Source organism: Pseudomonas sp. SA233 (assembly GCF_054792385.1).
Genome location: NZ_CP096449.1, coordinates 4,396,321 through 4,413,392, shown reverse-complemented (window position 1 = coordinate 4,413,392; position 17,072 = coordinate 4,396,321). Strand labels below are relative to the sequence as shown.

Annotated in this window: 15 protein-coding genes and 2 tRNA genes; 9 read left to right on the top strand and 8 right to left on the bottom strand. The window is 62.2% G+C overall.

Annotated elements, in window-relative coordinates:
* Positions 1–42: 42 nt before the first annotated feature.
* The 4 genes from M1D87_RS20285 to M1D87_RS20270 form a co-directional block, all read right to left on the bottom strand.
* Positions 43–1,335, bottom strand: coding sequence for a virulence factor family protein (locus M1D87_RS20285; protein ID WP_015271483.1), 1,293 nt, complete (start codon positions 1,333–1,335; stop codon positions 43–45).
* Entirely contained in the window at positions 1,335–3,977 is a 2,643-nt protein-coding gene (mprF, locus tag M1D87_RS20280; RefSeq protein WP_039613961.1) for a bifunctional lysylphosphatidylglycerol flippase/synthetase MprF, read from the bottom strand. Before mprF ends, M1D87_RS20285 begins: the two co-directional genes overlap by 1 nt.
* A 261-nt stretch (positions 3,978–4,238) precedes the next feature.
* Positions 4,239–4,315, bottom strand: a tRNA-Met gene (locus M1D87_RS20275).
* Positions 4,316–4,448: 133 nt separating this feature from the next.
* Positions 4,449–4,525: transfer RNA gene (locus tag M1D87_RS20270), tRNA-Met, on the bottom strand.
* 219 nt (positions 4,526–4,744) lie between these two features.
* On the opposite strand from M1D87_RS20270, the gene dinB reads away from it, so the two are divergent.
* Positions 4,745–5,803 (top strand): DNA polymerase IV, encoded by a 1,059-nt coding sequence (gene dinB, locus M1D87_RS20265; RefSeq protein WP_161795744.1) that lies wholly within the window; start codon positions 4,745–4,747, stop codon positions 5,801–5,803.
* A gap of 26 nt (positions 5,804–5,829) precedes the next feature.
* On the opposite strand, the gene M1D87_RS20260 is transcribed toward dinB, so the two are convergent.
* From M1D87_RS20260 to M1D87_RS20250, 3 genes are all read right to left on the bottom strand, one after another.
* A complete protein-coding gene (locus M1D87_RS20260; RefSeq protein ID WP_123085784.1) occupies positions 5,830–6,783 on the bottom strand; it encodes a hypothetical protein in 954 nt (317 codons plus the stop codon).
* 20 nt (positions 6,784–6,803) lie between these two features.
* Complete coding sequence (locus M1D87_RS20255) at positions 6,804–8,519, bottom strand: proline--tRNA ligase (RefSeq protein ID WP_003257369.1); 1,716 nt, start codon at positions 8,517–8,519, stop codon at positions 6,804–6,806.
* Positions 8,520–8,679: 160 nt separating this feature from the next.
* A complete protein-coding gene (locus M1D87_RS20250) occupies positions 8,680–9,948 on the bottom strand; it encodes an OprD family porin (protein WP_013973818.1) in 1,269 nt (422 codons plus the stop codon).
* 690 nt (positions 9,949–10,638) lie between these two features.
* On the opposite strand from M1D87_RS20250, the gene M1D87_RS20245 reads away from it, so the two are divergent.
* Both M1D87_RS20245 and M1D87_RS20240 read left to right on the top strand, forming a co-directional pair.
* Positions 10,639–11,058: an HIT family protein gene (locus M1D87_RS20245; RefSeq protein ID WP_039613962.1), complete on the top strand. Its 420-nt coding sequence runs from the start codon at positions 10,639–10,641 to the stop codon at positions 11,056–11,058.
* A 1-nt stretch (position 11,059) separates the two neighbouring features.
* A complete protein-coding gene (locus M1D87_RS20240; protein ID WP_061551555.1) occupies positions 11,060–11,266 on the top strand; it encodes a SlyX family protein in 207 nt (68 codons plus the stop codon).
* A gap of 63 nt (positions 11,267–11,329) precedes the next feature.
* Here M1D87_RS20240 and M1D87_RS20235 read toward each other — a convergent pair whose 3' ends face one another.
* Complete coding sequence (locus M1D87_RS20235) at positions 11,330–11,923, bottom strand: cold shock domain-containing protein membrane protein (RefSeq protein WP_421091760.1); 594 nt, start codon at positions 11,921–11,923, stop codon at positions 11,330–11,332.
* A gap of 279 nt (positions 11,924–12,202) precedes the next feature.
* Between M1D87_RS20235 and M1D87_RS20230 the strand changes: the two genes are divergently transcribed.
* The 6 genes from M1D87_RS20230 to ruvC all read left to right on the top strand — a co-directional run bounded on the left by M1D87_RS20230 (position 12,203) and on the right by ruvC (position 17,000).
* On the top strand, positions 12,203–12,676 hold the full coding sequence (locus tag M1D87_RS20230) for a Dps family protein (RefSeq protein ID WP_013973814.1): 474 nt from the start codon (positions 12,203–12,205) through the stop codon (positions 12,674–12,676).
* A gap of 238 nt (positions 12,677–12,914) precedes the next feature.
* Positions 12,915–13,244: a ribbon-helix-helix domain-containing protein gene (locus tag M1D87_RS20225; RefSeq protein ID WP_024087590.1), complete on the top strand. Its 330-nt coding sequence runs from the start codon at positions 12,915–12,917 to the stop codon at positions 13,242–13,244.
* A gap of 92 nt (positions 13,245–13,336) precedes the next feature.
* Positions 13,337–13,558, top strand: a complete 222-nt coding sequence (locus M1D87_RS20220) for an FmdB family zinc ribbon protein (RefSeq protein WP_003254776.1) — start codon at positions 13,337–13,339, stop codon at positions 13,556–13,558.
* A 95-nt stretch (positions 13,559–13,653) separates the two neighbouring features.
* Positions 13,654–15,429 (top strand): aspartate--tRNA ligase, encoded by a 1,776-nt coding sequence (gene aspS, locus M1D87_RS20215; RefSeq protein WP_023661313.1) that lies wholly within the window; start codon positions 13,654–13,656, stop codon positions 15,427–15,429.
* Between the two features lie 114 nt (positions 15,430–15,543).
* Positions 15,544–16,290 carry a YebC/PmpR family DNA-binding transcriptional regulator gene (locus M1D87_RS20210; protein WP_013973810.1) on the top strand — a complete coding sequence of 249 codons (747 nt, stop codon included), beginning with the start codon at positions 15,544–15,546 and terminating at the stop codon, positions 16,288–16,290.
* 185 nt (positions 16,291–16,475) lie between these two features.
* The gene (ruvC, locus tag M1D87_RS20205; protein WP_123085785.1) at positions 16,476–17,000 is read left to right on the top strand and encodes a crossover junction endodeoxyribonuclease RuvC; all 525 of its coding nucleotides are present in this window, start codon (positions 16,476–16,478) and stop codon (positions 16,998–17,000) included.
* Positions 17,001–17,072: the final 72 nt, after the last annotated feature.

Sequence of the window (17,072 nt, the reverse complement as noted above, 5' to 3'; positions counted from 1 at the left end):
CCTGTGGGGGCGGGTTTACCCGCGAATGGGCCGCAAGCCTTATCAGTTCTGCTCAGCCACACTCGACTTGCCCTGGCGCGTCTCGATCTCACCGATCAGGCGCTTGGCCAGTGCCGGGTAGTTTTCGTCGAAGTGGTGCCCCCCCGGCAGCTTCAGGCGTTCACCCACCGCAGTCTTGTCGGTGCAACCGCTCTCGTCGGTTTCTTCCACGCCATACACACACACCACCTTGGACGCCGGCAGTTTGGCCATTTCCGGCCCGGTTGGCGCTTCCTGGCCTTCCTTGCCCAGCCAGCCCTCGACTTCGATCTCGAAGCTGCCGCTGCGGGCAAAGGCCAGCAGCATCACCGCGTCGATACGCTGCTGGTCCTCGGCCGGCAGGCGGTTGTAGATCGCCGGCAGGACGTCGGCACCGAACGAATAGCCGGTCAGCACGAAGCGCTTGGTGCCCCACTTCTGTCTGTAGTGCTGCATCAGCTCGGACAGGTCGGCGGCGCTTTGTTCCGGGGTCTTGTGTTGCCAGTAGTAGCGCAGCGTGTCGATGCCGACCACCGGGTAACCAAGCTTGGCCATTTCCCCGGCCACGTCGCGGTCCAGGTCTCGCCAGCCGCCATCACCGGAAAGGAACAGGGTGACCGTGTCGGTGGTCTGCCCGGCTGGCACCTCGACTACCGGAATGGCCAGGGCGTTGCCGTCGTGGCCGACCAGGGCCTGGGTCAGTTGGGCCTTGAGCACTTGTGGCAGGTGGATGTCGTAGTCACTGATGCTGGTTTCGGCATTGGCCTGGTCGCGCACGAAGGCGGCGCTGGCGTCATCCGGGTTATCGTTCCAGGCGACGTTCCAGTGGCCGTGGGCGGCCGACTTCGGCAGCGCTGTCTGGCAGCCCGGCTGTTCCAGGCTGAAGCCCACGGAAATCGCCCGCGCCTTGTCGTTGTTCTGGCTGGCCAGCCAGCGCCAGGCCTGGGCGGCGCCAGGGCCGATACCGGCAACCAGGGTCGGCTTCTCCGGTAACTGGCCCAAGGCCTGGTCCAGGGCCTGTTGTTGTTTGCTGCAGTCATTGGGCGGCAGGATCACCTGCACCAGTTGCGCTTCGCCAGCCTGGGCCAGGTCCAGCAGCTGCCTGTCGGTCAGCGCCTGGTCCTGGGGTACGCCGATGGCCACCCGGGCCTTGGGGTGCACGGCTGGGGTCACACGGGTGATGCGGGTGTCATTGATGCTCAGTTGTTCCAGGCGTGCCTCGGGAGCCGGGCGCGTCCATAGCCAGAACGCCAGCGCGCCTCCCAGGGCAGCCAACAGCAGGGGAACCAGCAGGTACAGCCAAAAGCGTCGGGTCATCAACGTTTCACCAATCCAGTCAGGCCGCCTGCGATCAGGGCGGCGGTGTCAGCCAGTGCCACCAGCGGGTCGAGCCCGGCCGGCACGGCCATGTAACGGGGTTCCCAGTCCGGTTGGAACTTGTCCTTGAAGCGTCGAAGCCCCTGGAAGTTGTACAACTGCTCGCCACGGCGGAACACCATCGAGCCCAGGCGCTGGGTCAAGGGCGCCCCACGCCGTGGCTGCAGGCCGGAAAGCGGCACCATGCCCAGGCTGAAGCGGGCGTAGTCATGGCTTTTGTAGTGCAAGATCAGGCCGATCATCATGAATTCCATGGTCAGCTTCGGGGCCTCGGGGTGCGCACGCATAAGGTCGAGGCTGGCCAGTTCCTTGCCATGGGTTTCCAGCAGGTTGGCGAAAGCCACCGGGCGGCCTTGGAAGCGGATCAGGGCAATGCGAAAATGCTGCAGGTATTCAGGGCTGAAGCGCCCCAGCGAGAAGCCTTTCTCGCGCACGTTCTTGCCGCCAAGCCAGGCGTCGGAAATTTCCTTCAGCTCTGCCAGCGGGGCATGCCCGGGTTCGTGGATTTCCAGACTCAGGCCGTCACGGCCGCCGCGGTTCCAGGTGTAGCGCAGGTCCTTCATTTCCTTGCCCTTGGCTTCGAGATCGAAACGGCGCAAGTCGACCCGGGCTTCTTCACCCAGCTTCAGCGCAGTCAGGCCGATGTCCATGTAGAACGGCAGGTTCTCGGCGCGCACCTGATAGAACACCGGGCGGGCATGGTGCAGGTCGCACAGGTCACGGAACTGCCAGATCATCTCGGCGCGCTCCTGGGCCGGGCCGATCGGGTCGTACAGGGCTACCAAGCTGCGACCGCGACGGGCGTACATAAGGAAGGCGTTGTTGCCAGGGTGGAACAGCAGCGCCTTGTCACCGGTCAGCGCCAGGCCGCCATCTGGCTGGTCGGATGCCAGCAGAATGCGGTTGGCACGCAGCAGCTCTTCTTCGTCAGGCAAGTGGATCACCGGTGGTGCGGTACGCAGCAGCCAGGTCAGGGCCACGGCCGCCAGCAGCAAGGCGCTGCCCATGGCGGCGCGCAGACCACGCGGGGCATCAGCATCGAGGGTGAACTGCCACCACAGCTGATGGCTGTAGGGAACATCCTGGTAGGCGAACAGCAACAACCAAACCGATGCGCCGACCACACAGGCGCTGGCTACCAGAAACACCGGCGAGAACGGCAACTCGAGCAAACGACTGGGGCGGTAGAAGGAACGGCGGAACAGAGCGAGCAGGGCGGCAGTGAGGGTCAGCAAGCAGGCCTCTTCCCAATCGAAGCCCTTGAGCAGCGACAGCAGGGCACCGACCAGCAACAGCACGGTGGTCAGCAGCCAGGCGGCGGACAGGCGCCGGCGCAGGCCTTGGGCCAGCAGCAGGCACAGCACGCCGATCAGGCTGGCGCCAAAATGCGAAGCATCGATCAGGCGGTGCGGAACCAGGAAACCCATGTGCTCCAGGCGGGTGTCGATTTCGGGCGTGGCACCGGAGAACAGCAGCACCACCCCGGACAGGAATACCAGGATCGAAAGGATCGGTGCAGCCAGCCCGGAAGCGGCCTTGATAGCCTGTTGCGCGAACAGCAAGCGCCGGGCCTCGTTGGCCAGCAGCAGCGCGCAGGCCAGCAGCAGCGGCAGCACCACGTAGATCAGCCGATACAGCAGCAGTGCCGCTGCCAGCGGCGCCGCGCCAAGTTGGTCGGCAAAAGCCGCCAGTAGTATGGCTTCGAATACCCCGACGCCGCCCGGTACGTGGCTGAGCACACCTGCGGCCAAGGCCAGCAGGTACACCAGGACAAAGGCACCGAACGGCGGTGCTTCGGGCAGCAGCAGATACAGCACGGTGGCGGCAGCGGCGACATCCAGTGCGGTGATCAGCAATTGCAGGGCCGCCAGGCGTGCGCCCGGCAGGCGCAGCGTGCGGCGGCCCAGTTGTACCAGCAGGTTGTTGGCCAGTGGCTGTTCAGCCAGGCGTCGGCGGTACAGGCCGAACACCAGCACGCTGCACACCAGCAACACCGCTATGGCGATACCCGCCAGCAAGCCTGGCGCCAAACCCAGTGCGGCCGAGGCCGCCGGCAGGTCGCTCAAGGTCGCCAAGGCGGCCAGGGGCGGTAGCGCGCAGCCCAGTGACAGGCTGGCAAAAACGGTCATCCGTGCAACTTCACCTGCGCCAACCCCTTGGCGCGCATACAGGCGATAGCGCACCGAACCGCCCGAAAGCATCGACAGGCCGATGGCGTTGCCTATGGCAAAAGCGCTGAAGCCGCCCAGCACCAGGCTGCTCGCGGGCAGTTTCACGCCGGCATAGCGGCTGGCCGACCACTCGTAACCGAGCAGAATCACGAAACCGAGCACAGTTGCCAGCAAGGCGCCAAGTAACGACTGGGTAGGCACGCTGAGCATGGCATCGTGCAAGGCATAGATGTCCAGCTCGCTCAACAGGTGGCGACAGGCGACCAAGGCCATGGTGAACAACACCAGGGTAACTACCAGGCCGATGGGCTGGCGGTAACGGCTCAGACGCTCCAGCAAGGGCAAACGTTGCGCGGCGCCAGGCAGCGTTGTGGCAAGCGGCACCGGGGATTCGGGATTGTGCGAAGTCATGGATTGCCCCGGGCATGCAGCGCGAGGTGAGGGAAAGGTGTGGCCAAGTGAAAGTCCCTTAGGAAAAACGTATCCAATGTTACTCCGGCCTCGAGCGCTTTCAGCGGCCTGGCAGGGTTAAAGATAGTTCATCCTGGGCATGACCTCTCAAGCCTGCGGGTTGGCTGGAGGACGGGAGAATCGGGGGCGACGAAAAGCAGGAGGGGAGAAACAACAAACCCCGCGCTGCTGTTACACAGGCGGGGTTTGTTCTGACGAATATGGTTGCGGGAGCCGGATTTGAACCGACGACCTTCGGGTTATGAGCCCGACGAGCTACCAGGCTGCTCCATCCCGCGTCAGTGGGGCGAATTCTACAGTTTTCAGAATGGGTGTCAAGCGCTAGTCGTTGATTTTTTTGAAATTTCTATCAGCGCATTATTTGACGCAAAGAAAAAGGCCACTGCGTGAACAGTGGCCTTTTCTCGAATCTGGTTGCGGGAGCCGGATTTGAACCGACGACCTTCGGGTTATGAGCCCGACGAGCTACCAGGCTGCTCCATCCCGCGCCTGTGAGATCGAATTCTACGGATTTACCCGCGGGTGTCAAGCTTTTTTCTGAAAAAACCTTTCCTGTTCAAACTCTTAGCGTCTGTATATGGCTCGCAGCTCAGGCGCGACGGGGCTTTCAGGCCGATTATCGAGCAATGTCGCGCACAGGCTGCATACCCGAGGGCGCATGCGATACTATCTGTATGAATTTACAGTGCTGACGGTCATCCATGTCCTTGCGCAAGATCATCCACGTCGACTGCGATTGCTTCTATGCCGCGATCGAAATGCGTGACGACCCGCGCCTGGCCGGGCGGCCCATGGCGGTGGGGGGCTCGGCCGACCGCCGTGGGGTGATCGCCACCTGCAACTATGAAGCGCGTGCCTACGGCGTGCGTTCGGCCATGTCGTCGCGGCACGCGCTGAAGCTGTGCCCGGACCTGCTGATCGTCAAGCCGCGCTTCGAGGCCTACCGTGAAGCCTCGCGGGAAATCCACACGATCTTCCGTGACTACACCGAGCTGATCGAGCCGCTATCGCTGGACGAGGCCTACCTGGATGTAAGTGACAGCCAGTGGTACTCGGGCAGCGCCACGCGCATTGCCGAGGATATCCGCCGCCGTGTCGCCCGCACCCTGCATATCACTGTCTCGGCCGGTGTGGCGCCAAACAAGTTCCTGGCCAAGATCGCCAGTGACTGGCGCAAGCCCAATGGCCTGTTCGTGATTACCCCGGGCGAAGTGGAGGCATTCGTCGCCGCCCTGCCGGTGGCCAGGTTGCACGGGGTGGGCAAGGTAACGGCAGACAAGCTCGCGCGGTTGGGTATCGAAACCTGCCTGGAGCTGCGCGAATGGTCGCGTCTGGCACTGGTGCGCGAGTTCGGCAGCTTTGGCGAGCGTTTGTGGGGGCTGGCACGGGGTGTCGATGAGCGTGCCGTGCATAATGACAGCCGTCGGCAGTCGGTCAGCGTGGAAAACACCTACGACACCGACCTGCCGGACCTGGCCAGTTGCCTGGCACGGCTGCCCGAACTTCTGGAGAGCCTGAACGAGCGTATCGCCCGCATGGACAGCAGTTACCGGCCGGAAAAACCTTTCGTCAAGGTCAAGTTCCATGACTTCAGCCAGACCACCATGGAGCAGGCGGGGGCGGGCAGGGACCTGGAGAGTTATCGCCAATTGCTGGGGCAGGCGTTTGCCCGTGGTGGCAAGCCGGTGCGCTTGCTGGGGGTAGGCGTGAGGTTGCGCGACTTGCGCGGGGCGCATGAGCAGTTGGAGCTGTTCCCGCCGAAATGAAGGGGCTGCATGGCAGCCCCAACGTGTTACTGCGCGCCCGGGTCGGCCACCAACCGGCCAGTGGCCTTGGTCAGCGACTGCAGAAACTCCTGCTGCAACTCCGGATCGTTGCGGGTCAGTTCGATCAGGCTCTGTTCCATTTCACTGGCTTCTTCTTCCAGGCCGAGTTCGGACAAGCGCTTGACCCGGTGAACCCATTGGCCGACATCGTCATCTTCGAGGTCATCGAAGATCAGTTCATGGGCCTCGAGCAGTTTGTTGCGCAGGGTGGCGCTGACCAGCAGGCTGGCATCGCCACGTACCGCGTTGTCCTCGTCCAGCACCTGCAGGTGCAGGGTACCGATGTGGTTGAGGTTCTGCTCGGAGAACGGGCTGTCGAGCAGGTTCAGGCGTAGCACGCCGTTCCTGTCGGTGGTCAGCTCGTGGGTCATCTTGCCGGCCTTGACCTCGACCAGGCGTTCGCTCCAGGGCACGCTGGTAGATTCCTCGCGCTTGCCTTTCTGCACTTCGCTGATCCCGGCCAGGTTCTGCTGGGCACGGCCGTTGGACGGCACGTTCATGAACGGGTTGAGCCCGTCCACGCCGTAGCTGAGCCAGTCGTGGGTCATGCTTTCCGGGAGGTTGCCCAGGGCGAAGACATTGACCACGTTGGCACCCACGCCTGCCACCACGGCCACCGCACCCAGCGGGATCTCGTAGATCTCCCGCCAGGGCTGGTAAGGCGTATAGCGGTCATAGCTGCGGGTGACTTCGAATTCGGTGACTTCGAAGCGCTTCTGCTCATGCACGCGCACACGTCGTTGCGGAAGCTCCATCACCTTCGGCTCGCCGACATCGATCTGCAGGGTGTGCTCGAGCAGTTTGCGCTCGACGCGCTCCTCGTGGTCGCTGCGCTGGGACATCTGGTTGGCGCAGCCGCTGACGAGCAGGGCGCCGCACAGTGCGGCGCCCCCCAGGGGAAAGGTACTTCGCTTGAACATGATCACTCGTGCATTGGTTATCAGCGGCGAACGCGGGCCTGCAAGAAGGTCAGCACTTCATCGAGCGGCAACGACTGGGCGTCTTGCTCGGTGCGGTGCTTGTACTCCAGGTTGCCTTCGGCCAGGCCGCGATCGCTGACGACGATGCGGTGCGGGATGCCGATCAGCTCCATGTCGGCAAACTTGATGCCTGGGCTGGTCTTCTTGTCACGGTCGTCCAGCAGCACTTCGTAGCCGGCAGCGGTCAGCTCGGCATACAGCTTGTCGGTCGCCTCGCGAACCACCTCGGTTTCGTAGCGCAGCGGTACCAGAGCGATCTGGAACGGGGCCAGGGCGTCGTTCCAGATGATGCCCTTGTCGTCGTAGCTCTGCTCGATGGCGGCTGCGACCACGCGGGACACACCGATGCCGTAGCAGCCCATGGACAGGGTTACCGGCTTGCCGTTCTCGCCCAGCACCTGGCACTTCAGCGCCTCGCTGTACTTGGTGCCGAGCTGGAAGATGTGGCCCACTTCGATGCCGCGCTTGATCACCAGGGTACCCTGGCCGTCCGGGCTCGGGTCGCCTTCGACCACGTTACGCAGGTCGGCGACCTGTGGAACCGGCAGGTCACGCTCCCAGTTCACGCCGAAGTAGTGCTTGTCGTCGATGTTGGCGCCAATGCCGAAGTCGCTCATCAGGGCAACCGAGCGGTCAATGACGATTTCCAGCGGCAGGTTCAGCGGGCCGAGCGAGCCGGCGCCGGCACCGATGGCCTCGCGCAGTTCGGCGTCGGTGGCCATGACCAGCGGGTCGGCAACCTGTTCCAGCTTGGCCGCCTTGATTTCGTTGAGTTCATGGTCGCCACGCACGATCAGTGCTACCAGCTTGCCTTCTTCGGCGCCGCGCACGATCAGGGTCTTGACGGTCTTCTCGATCGGCAGGCCGAAGTTTTCCACCAGCTGGGCGATGGTCTTGGCGTTCGGCGTGTCGACCAGGCGCAGTTCCTCGGTAGGAGCTGGGCGCACGGTTTCACGCGGGATGGCCTCGGCCTTCTCGATGTTGGCGGCGTAGTCGGAGCTGTCGCTGAAGATCACGTCGTCTTCGCCGGACTCGGCCAGTACGTGGAACTCGTGCGAATAGCTGCCACCGATGGAGCCGGTATCGGCCTGCACCGGGCGGAAGTCCAGGCCCAGGCGGGTGAACACGTTGCTATACGCCTGGTGCATGCGGTCGTAGGTTTCCTGCAGGGAAGCCTGGTCGGCATGGAACGAGTAGGCGTCCTTCATGATGAACTCGCGACCGCGCATCAGGCCGAAGCGCGGGCGGATCTCGTCACGGAACTTGGTCTGGATCTGGTACATGTTGAGCGGCAGCTGTTTATAGCTGGACAGCTCGTTGCGGGCCAGGTCGGTGATCACTTCCTCGTGGGTCGGGCCGACGCAGAAGTCGCGCTGGTGGCGGTCCTTCAGGCGCAGCAGCTCGGGGCCATACTGTTCCCAGCGGCCGGATTCCTGCCACAGTTCGGCGGGCTGGATGCTGGGCATCAGCACTTCCAGGGCGCCGGCGGCGTTCATTTCCTCACGCACCACGGCCTCGACCTTGCGCATCACCCGCAAGCCCATCGGCAGCCAGGTGTACAGGCCAGAGGCCAGTTTGCGGATCATGCCGGCACGCAGCATGAGCTGATGGCTGATGACCACTGCGTCGGCAGGGGTTTCTTTCTGGGTGGCGAGCAAATATTGACTGGTGCGCATGGTGAGCCGTGTCGATTGCCTAAGACATTGAAATGACCCCGCATTGTACGGGGGCGAAACGAAGGCGTACAGGATGCCCCAGGGCGTGACGCTTGTCAGCCAAGAAAAAGCCCGGCGTGATCGCCGGGCTTTTTCAGGTGCGGGGCACTGCAAGCCAGGCTTACAGGATGCTCAGCGGGTACTCCACGATCAGGCGCAGTTCGTCGATCGATGGGGAATCGTAGTAGACGCCATCGGAAGAGCGATAGGTGGCTTGACGCACGCGGAAGCTCAGGTCTTTTGCCGGGCCGCTCTGCAGCACGTACTTGATGTCGACGTCGCGTTCCCATTCCTTGCCGTTGCTGGTGCCGGCGACGTTGGCGTCGGTACCGCGTACATAACGGGTCATGAAGGTCAGGCCCGGGATGCCGTATTCGGCGAAGTTCAGGTCGTAGCGAGCCTGCCAGGACTTCTCGTCTTCGGCGTTGAAGTCGGAACGGGCCACGGAGTTGGCCAGGAAGATGGTACCGCCGCCGTCGATGCCATAGCCATAGTCGCCGTCGCCGGTGACTTTCTGGTAGGCCAGGGTGAAGGTGTGAGCGCCGATGTTGTAGGCGCCCGACAGGCTGAACGCGCGGTTGTCCAGCTTGTCGCCATCGAATGCGCGGTACTCGGCCGAGCCTTCGCTCTTGGTGTCATAGATGTTGAAGTCGAACACCAGGCCTTGTTTGTCCGAGATTGGCAGTGCCCAGTTGACGTTGGCGTAGTATTTGCGCCAGTAGTCTTCAACCTTCGAGTAGTACAGGCTGGTGCTGAGGTTGTCGGTGAAGGCGTAGGTACCACCTACCACGTTGGCTTCCTTCAGGCCGAAGCTGTCGCGGTTGGTCTGCTCCTGGGCGGTCAGGCTGGTGAAATGACCAGCGTGCAGGGTCAGGCCCTCGATCTCGTTGCTGGTGATCAGGGTGCCTTGGGCAATTTCCGGCAGCAGGCGGCTGTCGTCGGTGGCGAAGACCGGCAGAGCGGTGAACTGGTCACCCACTTTCAGCACGGTGTCGGAGATGCGGAATTTAACCGCGCCGCCGGCTTTGGAGTAGTCATCCTGCGAACGGCCGTCAGAGCCGGTAGGGAACAGGCCGGTACCGGCGCGGCCCTTGCCGCTGTCCAGTTTCAGGCCGAGCATGCCGATGGCATCGACACCCACACCCACGGTGCCCTGGGTGAAGCCGGACTCGAAGGTGCCGAGGAAGCCCAGGCCGGTTTCTTCACGACGGCTCTGGGTGCCGGCTGGGTTGTTACGGAAGTCACGGCTGAAGTACAGCATGCGGGTCTTGACGTTCAGCTTGCTGTCTTCGATGAAACCTTTGGACTCGTCCTGGGAAGAGGCCAATGCCAACTGCGAGGTCCCTGCCGCAACGGCCAGGGCGATCATGCTCCACTTCATCACGCGCATCGTGATTTGCTCCTTTGGTTTTTAGGAAGAGTACCGCTGCGTCCAAGTGTTCTAGTTATATGGGGCAGCTCTTTCTTGTTATGTCGGCGAAAATGTATAGCACGCTGACTGTTCTTGGCGATATGGGTATAAGCATCCTTTTCGGAACTTTTTCACCATGTCGCTTCTAGGTAGTTCCATGTCGCAAATCACGCCCCGGTTTAAGGGCCGTCAACACCAGCGCTGCTTCTTTCACCGTAAAGAACCTGTAACTACCGATTCCGGTTGGGAAACTCCCTGGTAACCACTGTCGCTGTTGTTATTTGTCGCGTTCACCCGCCGATGCAGATGTCGTGCCGACTTGGCGTGAAAGGAATGCAACAAGCGTGCTCAAAATTCACAACGCTTCATGAAATTTTCACAAAACCTGCTACCGGGGGTCGGAAAGTGCCGTAAACACGGGGCGCGAGCCGCCTGATGCAGTAGTACAGTCAAGAATCATTAAATTTTGAAAAGCTGTCATGAAAGTCAATGTGTTACCGCAACTTGTTCATGCAGCGTCACCCGTGGGGTGACAAGTGTGGGGCGAGGGGTATCGGTAGCCTCATTTTGGTGCGAAAAGTAGCGCTGTGTTACCGGGAACGTGCAGGGTATCCTTGCAGGCCTGTTTTCCGCGTGAAGCGGGTTGGTTCTGCCAGAAGGAGATTTGCCGTGTTCGTCCTCGATTCGCGTTTGCAGCAGGATTCGCTGGTGCTGGGGGAGTTTGCGCTGTGCCAGTTGCTGCTGAGCAAGGATGCCAACTATCCATGGTTCATCCTGGTGCCCAAGCGCGCTGGCATCAGCGAAGTGTTCGAGCTCGATGCTGCAGAGCAGCAGCAGTTGTGGCAGGAAACCACCGGTCTGGCCGAAGCGCTGAAAGCCAGCTACAGCGCCGACAAGATGAACGTGGCTACGTTGGGTAATGTGGTCAGTCAGTTGCACATGCACGTGATCGTGCGCATGCGCGACGACGCGGCCTGGCCGGCACCGGTGTGGGGCAAGTGCCCGGCGACGGCGTACACTGACGACCAGGTGCAAGCCATCCGCCAGCGCCTGCGCGGGCTGCAGCTCGCCGGTTACCAGGAGGCCTGACATGTCGCTTGAATCACGAGTGGTCGAACTGGAAACCCGCCTGGCGTTTCAGGATGACACCATCCAGGCGCTGAATGACGTGGTGGTCGAGCAGGGGCGGGTGATCGAGCGGCTGCAATTGCAGATGGCGGAGCTGATCAAGCGTTACGAAGAGATGGTTGGCCAGTACGGCAGCGAAGGGGACGAGGCGCCACCGCCTCATTATTGATACCTGAACCCCTGCGGGAACGGGCATGCCCGCTCCCGCAGGGGATGGTTTCTGCAAACAAGATCAGCGGCGGGTTACCGCAACCACATCCTCGGCCTGCAGGCCCTTGTCGCGGTGCATCACGGAAAACTCCACGCGCTGGCCTTCCACCAGGATGCGGTGGCCTTCGCCACGAATGGCGCGAAAGTGCACGAAGATATCATCGCCCGAGTCGCGGGAGATGAAGCCGAAGCCTTTGGACGTGTTGAACCATTTCACGGTGCCGGTATCACGATTGCCGGCATCCTGCGCGGTATGCTGGCTGGCGCGTGCCTTACGTGCGCTGCGGGCAAAGCCTACGGCCAGGTGCACGGCCACGGCCAGCGCTGCGCAGACCAGTGCGGCCAGGTTGCCCATTTCCGGGCGGGCCAACAGTGTCAGGGTCTGCAGCACCACAGCCACCACCAGCAGGGCGCAGGCCAGATACTGCAGTTGTTGCCGCGCGCCACGGTAGTACAGTGGCACGACGGGGGCCAGTACGAGGTTGAGCAGGCCGAGCAGGGCGAGGTAGACCGCGTCGGGTTGTTGCAGGAAGGGTAACGCATCGGTTTTCAGGCTGGGCATGAGCGATAGCAGCAAGGCTGCCACGCCCGTCACCAGATGGACGATCTTGAACATGGGGTTGGCTCACAGTTGATAAGGCCGATCACAGGAAGAGCTGGCAGCACGGTGCGCATGAGGTGTAGAGCGCGAACACGTGACAGGCCAGCCTATGCACCCGGCAATGACAATCCGCACGGGTGGCACCATGCCTATTTAACAGTAAAGCCTCAGGCTACTCAAACCGCTGTCCCCGAGGGGCGATGTGTTGCGCCATGTCACATGCGGTGCAGACCAAGTGTTGCTACAGTGGTCGGCACCCGCTTGGGTCTCAAGCCTTATGGAAAGGGGAACTTCATGGCAATCGATATCGGTATCAGTGAAGAAGATCGCAAGTCCATCGTCGATGGGCTGTCCCGCCTGTTGTCGGATACCTACGTGCTGTATCTGAAAACCCATAACTTCCACTGGAACGTCACCGGTCCGTCGTTCCGCACCCTGCACCTGATGTTCGAAGAGCAGTACAACGAACTGGCGCTGGCGGTCGACTCGATCGCCGAGCGCATTCGCGCCCTGGGCTTCCCGGCACCGGGGTCTTATGCATTTTATGCGCGACACTCCTCGATCAAGGAGGAGGAAGGGGTGCCGCATGCCGACGAGATGATCCGCCAGCTGGTGCAGGGCCAGGAAGCCGTGGTGCGTACCGCGCGCAGCATCTTCCCGGTGGTGGACAAGGTCAGTGACGAGCCTACCGCCGACTTGCTGACCCAGCGCATGCAGGTGCACGAGAAGACCGCCTGGATGCTGCGGGTGCTGCTCGACGGCAAGTAGATACCCAACGCTGTATCGGCCCTTGTAGGAGCGGCCTTGTGTCGCGATGGGCTGCGATGCAGCCCCAGCAATTTGTGCAATTGCACTCAAACCCCGGGGCTGCTTCGCAGCCCATCGCGACACAAGGCCGCTCCTACAGGCCCTGCGCAATTTGTGCAGGAAGATTTTGCCGCTGCTTTAAGCTCGCCCATCAGCGCTTCATAGGCCACCTGGTACCTGTGACGAGGAAGTGTGGCGCATGATGCAAGCAAGCAAACGTGTGGCTGGCCAGGGGCGTTGGCCGGGTAAACAGTGCATCGACCCGTTCAAGGCGGATTTCGACATGTTGCAGACCCAGCCCGTGTCACGCTCGGTGCGGCTCAACGGCTTTTCCACCTGCCTGCGGCTGGAGGCCGTCTACTGGGGTATCCTGGAGCGCATCGCCGCGGCCAACCGCTGCTCGGTCAGTGCGGTCCTGTCCTACGTGGACCGTGAGGTGCACCTGCGACAAGGCGGGGTGCGCAACTTCAGCGGGCTGATCCGGGTGATCTGCGTTGCCTGGCTGCTGGACCCGCCAAGTGTGCGCTGATCGCCTGGCGGGCTGCGCAGTGCTTGTTAACCATATATAATCCCGCTTTTTGCTGCCCCGGCAGCCAGCGTTGTGGTTGACGAGAGACACCCATGCCCCTTTATGACTATCAATGTGCATCCTGCGAGCACCGCATGGAAGTGCTGCAGAAGATCAGCGCCGCGCCTCTGACCGATTGCCCGGCCTGCCAGGCGCCGGCGCTGAAGAAGCTGCTGTCGGTGCCAGGCTTCCGCCTGAGCGGTAACGGTTGGTACGAAACCGACTTCAAGACCGGGGCGAAAAAGAATCTGGCAGGCGGCGACAAGGCCGACTGAGTTGAATGCTGTGACCGGGTCTTGCAGTATTAGCCCTCTCCGGGCGGCCAAGGCCTCCACCGAATACACGAATCACGAGAAGCGAAACCACCATCATGATGCGCAGCCATTATTGCGGCCAACTGAACGAGAGCCTGGACGGCCAGGAAGTCACCCTTTGCGGCTGGGTCCATCGTCGCCGCGACCACGGCGGGGTGATCTTCCTCGACATCCGTGACCGCGAAGGCATGGCCCAGGTCGTGTTCGACCCGGATCGCGCCGAAACCTTCGCCGCTGCCGACCGCGTGCGCAGCGAATACGTCGTGCAGATCACCGGCAAGGTCCGCAAGCGCCCTGAAGGTGCGGTGAATGCCAACATGGCTTCCGGCGCCATCGAGATCCTCGGCTACCAGCTGAACGTGCTCAACGAAGCGGAAACCCCACCGTTCCCGCTGAACGAATACTCCGACGTCGGCGAAGAAACCCGCCTGCGCTACCGTTTCATCGACCTGCGTCGCCCGGAAATGGCCGACAAGCTGCGCCTGCGTTCGCGCATCACCAGCAGCATCCGTCGCTTCCTCGACGAGAACGGTTTCCTCGACGTCGAGACGCCGATCCTGACCCGTGCCACCCCGGAAGGCGCGCGTGACTACCTGGTGCCTAGCCGTACTCATGCCGGTAGCTTCTTTGCCCTGCCGCAGTCGCCGCAGCTGTTCAAGCAGTTGCTGATGGTTGCCGGCTTCGATCGCTACTACCAGATCGCCAAGTGCTTCCGTGACGAAGACCTGCGTGCCGACCGCCAGCCGGAATTCACCCAGATCGACATCGAGACCAGCTTCCTCGATGAAAGCGAGATCATGGGCCTGACCGAAAGCATGATCCGCAAGCTGTTCAAGGAAGTGCTGGACCTGGAATTCGGCGAATTCCCGCACATGACCTTCGAAGAAGCCATGCGCCGCTACGGCTCCGACAAACCGGACCTGCGTATCCCGCTGGAACTGGTCGACGTTGCCGACCAGCTCAAGGATGTCGACTTCAAGGTGTTCGCCGGCCCGGCCAACGATCCGAAGTGCCGCGTTACCGCCCTGCGTCTGCCTGGCGGCGCCAGCATGCCGCGCAGCAAGATCGACGAGTACACCAAGTTCGTCGGTATCTACGGTGCCAAGGGCCTGGCCTACATCAAGGTCAACGAGCGCGCCAAGGGTGTCGAGGGCCTGCAGTCGCCGATCGTCAAGAACATCCCCGAGGCCAACCTCAACACCATCCTCGACCGCGTTGGCGCCGTTGACGGCGACATCGTGTTCTTCGGTGCCGACAAGTTCAAGGTGGTCAGCGAAGCCCTGGGCGCGCTGCGTATCCGCCTGGGCCACGACTTCGAGCTGCTGACTTGCGAGTGGGCACCGATGTGGGTGGTCGACTTCCCGATGTTCGAAGAGAACGAGGACGGCAGCTTCACCGCGCTGCACCACCCGTTCACCGCGCCGAAGTGCACCCCGGAAGAGCTCGAGGCCAACCCGGCCGTGGCCCTGTCCCGTGCCTACGACATGGTCCTGAACGGTACCGAGCTGGGTGGCGGTTCGATCCGTATCCACCGTAAAGAGATGCAACAGGCTGTGTTCCGCCTGCTGGGCATCGAAGCGGCAGAACAGGAAGAGAAGTTCGGCTTCCTGCTCGACGCCCTGAAGTTCGGTGCACCGCCTCACGGTGGCCTGGCCTTCGGCCTGGACCGCCTGGTCATGCTGATGACCGGTGCCCAGTCGATTCGTGAAGTGATCGCCTTCCCGAAAACCCAGAGCGCCGCGTGCGTCATGACCCAGGCCCCTGGCCTGGTCGATGCCAAGGCCCTGCGCGAGCTGCACATCCGACTGCGCGAACAGACCAAGGTCGAGTAAGCAGTCCCCGGGCGCATCCACATGGATGCGCCTTTGCGTTCCGGCGCAGGCAATTTCCCGTCCCGCCCCCTACAGGGGCGGGGCTGTTTGTGATTCAAAGGATTCGGAGTCGTTATGGCTGGTCATTCCAAGTGGGCGAACATCAAGCACCGCAAAGAGCGCCAGGATGCCAAGAGAGGCAAGATCTTCACCAAGTGGATCCGCGAACTGACAGTCGCTGCCAAGCAGGGTGGTGCTGACCCGGCATCCAACCCGCGCCTGCGTTTGGCGCTGGACAAGGCCTTGGGTGCCAACATGAGCCGCGACATCATCGATCGTGCCGTGGCCCGTGGTGCCGGCACCAACGAAAGCGATAACGTCGAAGAGCTCAGCTACGAAGGTTACGGTCCGGGTGGCGTGGCGATCATGGTCGAGGCCATGACAGACAACCGCAACCGTACTGCCGCCGCCGTGCGTCATGCCTTCACCAAGTGTGGTGGCAACCTGGGCACCGACGGTTCGGTGGCCTACCTGTTCGAGCGCAAGGGGCAGATCAGCTTTGCTCCGGGCGTGGAAGAAGACGCGCTGATGGAAGCGGCGATGGAAGCCGATGCCGACGACGTGGTGGCCAACGACGACGGCTCGTTCGACGTGTTCACCTCGTTCAACAGCTTCTACGCCGTGCGCAATGCCCTGGAAGAGGCGGGCTTCAAGGCCGCTGACGCTGAAATCGTCATGCAGCCGACCACCAGCGCCGAACTCGACCAGGACGGTGCCGAGAAAGTACTCAAGCTGATCGACATGCTCGAAGACCTGGATGACGTGCAGAACGTCTACTCCAATGCCCAGATTTCCGATGAGATCATGGAAAACCTCGGCTAAGGTGTCCTGGCGATCCATGCCAGTTCTTCAAGTTTGTCAGCGCCTGTACCGGCCCTTTCGCGGGTAAACCCGCTCCCACAGGTACTGCACCACATTCAGAGTCGGTGCAGTACCTGTGGGAGCGGGTTTACCCGCGAAAGGGCCGGTACAGTTTGCAGAGATGCATCAATTTTTCGACAGGCACTATGACTCTGATTCTTGGTATCGACCCCGGCTCGCGCATCACCGGCTATGGCGTGGTACGCCAGACCGCCCGTGGTTGCGAGTACGTGGCGTCGGGCTGCATTCGCACCGGCAGCGGCGAGCTGCACGAGCGATTGCAGATCGTTTTTCGTGGCGTGGGTGAAATCATCGCCCAGCACGGCCCGGTAACCATGGGCATCGAACGGGTGTTCATGGCCCGTAACGCCGACTCGGCGCTCAAGCTCGGCCAGGCCCGTGGCGCGGCCATCGTCGCCGCCGCCGAAGCTGGCCTGGAAATCGCCGAGTACAGCGCCACCCAGGTCAAGCAGGCGGTAGCCGGTACCGGTGGGGCGAACAAGGAGCAGGTGATGATGATGGTCATGCACCTGCTGAAACTGACGCAGAAGCCGCAGATCGACGCTTCCGACGCCCTGGCTATCGCCCTGTGCCACGCCCACACCCGTTCCAGCCTGGTGCCGCATGGCCTGGTCACGGCACGGCGGCGCGGCGGGCGCTTGCGTCTGTAGGCGCTTCATGCGCTGATACACATTTTGTTCGGGTGATGCGTTCACCCGCTGCATTTGCTGATAGGGTTGAGC

Excerpts from the sequence above, each read along its gene's own strand:
- M1D87_RS20285 (WP_015271483.1), bottom strand. The coding sequence starts at position 1,335 with ATGACCCGACGCTTTTGGCTGTACCTGCTGGTTCCCCTGCTGTTGGCT.
- mprF (WP_039613961.1), bottom strand. The coding sequence starts at position 3,977 with ATGACTTCGCACAATCCCGAATCCCCGGTGCCGCTTGCCACAACGCTG.
- M1D87_RS20260 (WP_123085784.1), bottom strand. The coding sequence starts at position 6,783 with ATGTTCAAGCGAAGTACCTTTCCCCTGGGGGGCGCCGCACTGTGCGGC.
- M1D87_RS20255 (WP_003257369.1), bottom strand. The coding sequence starts at position 8,519 with ATGCGCACCAGTCAATATTTGCTCGCCACCCAGAAAGAAACCCCTGCC.
- M1D87_RS20250 (WP_013973818.1), bottom strand. The coding sequence starts at position 9,948 with ATGCGCGTGATGAAGTGGAGCATGATCGCCCTGGCCGTTGCGGCAGGG.
- M1D87_RS20240 (WP_061551555.1), top strand. The coding sequence starts at position 11,060 with ATGTCGCTTGAATCACGAGTGGTCGAACTGGAAACCCGCCTGGCGTTT.
- M1D87_RS20235 (WP_421091760.1), bottom strand. The coding sequence starts at position 11,923 with ATGTTCAAGATCGTCCATCTGGTGACGGGCGTGGCAGCCTTGCTGCTA.
- M1D87_RS20230 (WP_013973814.1), top strand. The coding sequence starts at position 12,203 with ATGGCAATCGATATCGGTATCAGTGAAGAAGATCGCAAGTCCATCGTC.
- M1D87_RS20225 (WP_024087590.1), top strand. The coding sequence starts at position 12,915 with ATGATGCAAGCAAGCAAACGTGTGGCTGGCCAGGGGCGTTGGCCGGGT.
- M1D87_RS20220 (WP_003254776.1), top strand. The coding sequence starts at position 13,337 with ATGCCCCTTTATGACTATCAATGTGCATCCTGCGAGCACCGCATGGAA.
- aspS (WP_023661313.1), top strand. The coding sequence starts at position 13,654 with ATGATGCGCAGCCATTATTGCGGCCAACTGAACGAGAGCCTGGACGGC.
- M1D87_RS20210 (WP_013973810.1), top strand. The coding sequence starts at position 15,544 with ATGGCTGGTCATTCCAAGTGGGCGAACATCAAGCACCGCAAAGAGCGC.
- ruvC (WP_123085785.1), top strand. The coding sequence starts at position 16,476 with ATGACTCTGATTCTTGGTATCGACCCCGGCTCGCGCATCACCGGCTAT.